Source organism: Mesotoga sp. HF07.pep.5.2.highcov (assembly GCF_003666285.1).
Classification (GTDB): domain Bacteria; phylum Thermotogota; class Thermotogae; order Petrotogales; family Kosmotogaceae; genus Mesotoga; species Mesotoga prima.
Map to the genome: position 1 here is coordinate 1 of NZ_JFHJ01000249.1, position 667 is coordinate 667.

Genomic DNA, 667 nt, shown 5'->3' on the forward strand with positions numbered 1-667 from the left:
TAGGTCCCCCTGTCTCTGGCGAAGGAGTAATAAAGCGACGGGTCCGTCGGGCAGGTCGGAGAGGCGGCGCCCAGTACGTACATGATTATCTGTTCGGCGTAGCGATCCCACCCTCCCCAGAAACCACGTTCGTAGCTGTAGCCATATAGAAGCAGTTTCTCTCCCCGTTTACGTACCAGGGGAAGTTCACCCGTCCGTAAATGGTCCTGAAAAGCTCCGACGTCTCTCCGCCGAAGTATTCGGCCGCGACGAGCCCACCCATGAGAAAGAGCGCGGTGTCGATGACCGAGACTTCCGATCTGTTAGCCCTCCTGCCTTCGACCATATCTATGAAATGCACAAAGAAGCCTTCTTTCTGTTCAACGTTGTTCAGGAAGCTCTTCAGCGTCTTTACCACTCTTTCTTCGCCGCTCTTTCTGGTTATCCAGCCCCTTTCGACACCGACTGGCAGGGCCGATAGGCCGAAGCCCACCGAGGCGATGCTCGCAACGTTTCTGTCTTTCGTGTTGTCCCTTATCAGGCCGTAACCCCTGTCGGAAAGGGAGGCCTCCTTCCAGAAGAAGTCGAACGACGATCTCTCCTCGAGATCCAGTATCTCTTCAAACTTCATCTTCACTCCACCTCGAAACCCAGTCTATCGAGCCCGTCTACTATGTATTCGCTCTCC

At 54.7% G+C, this 667-nt stretch carries 2 protein-coding genes; both read right to left on the reverse strand.

The window, feature by feature from the left end; all coding sequences use genetic code 11:
- Nucleotides 1–83: hypothetical protein (locus BG32_RS17085; RefSeq protein WP_409072648.1), on the reverse strand; the 83-nt coding region annotated here is incomplete at its 3' end.
- A gap of 2 nt (nucleotides 84–85) precedes the next feature.
- Nucleotides 86–616: a hypothetical protein gene (locus tag BG32_RS16275; RefSeq protein WP_259459531.1), complete on the reverse strand. Its 531-nt coding sequence runs from the start codon at nucleotides 614–616 to the stop codon at nucleotides 86–88.
- Between the last annotated feature and the right edge of the window lie 51 nt (nucleotides 617–667).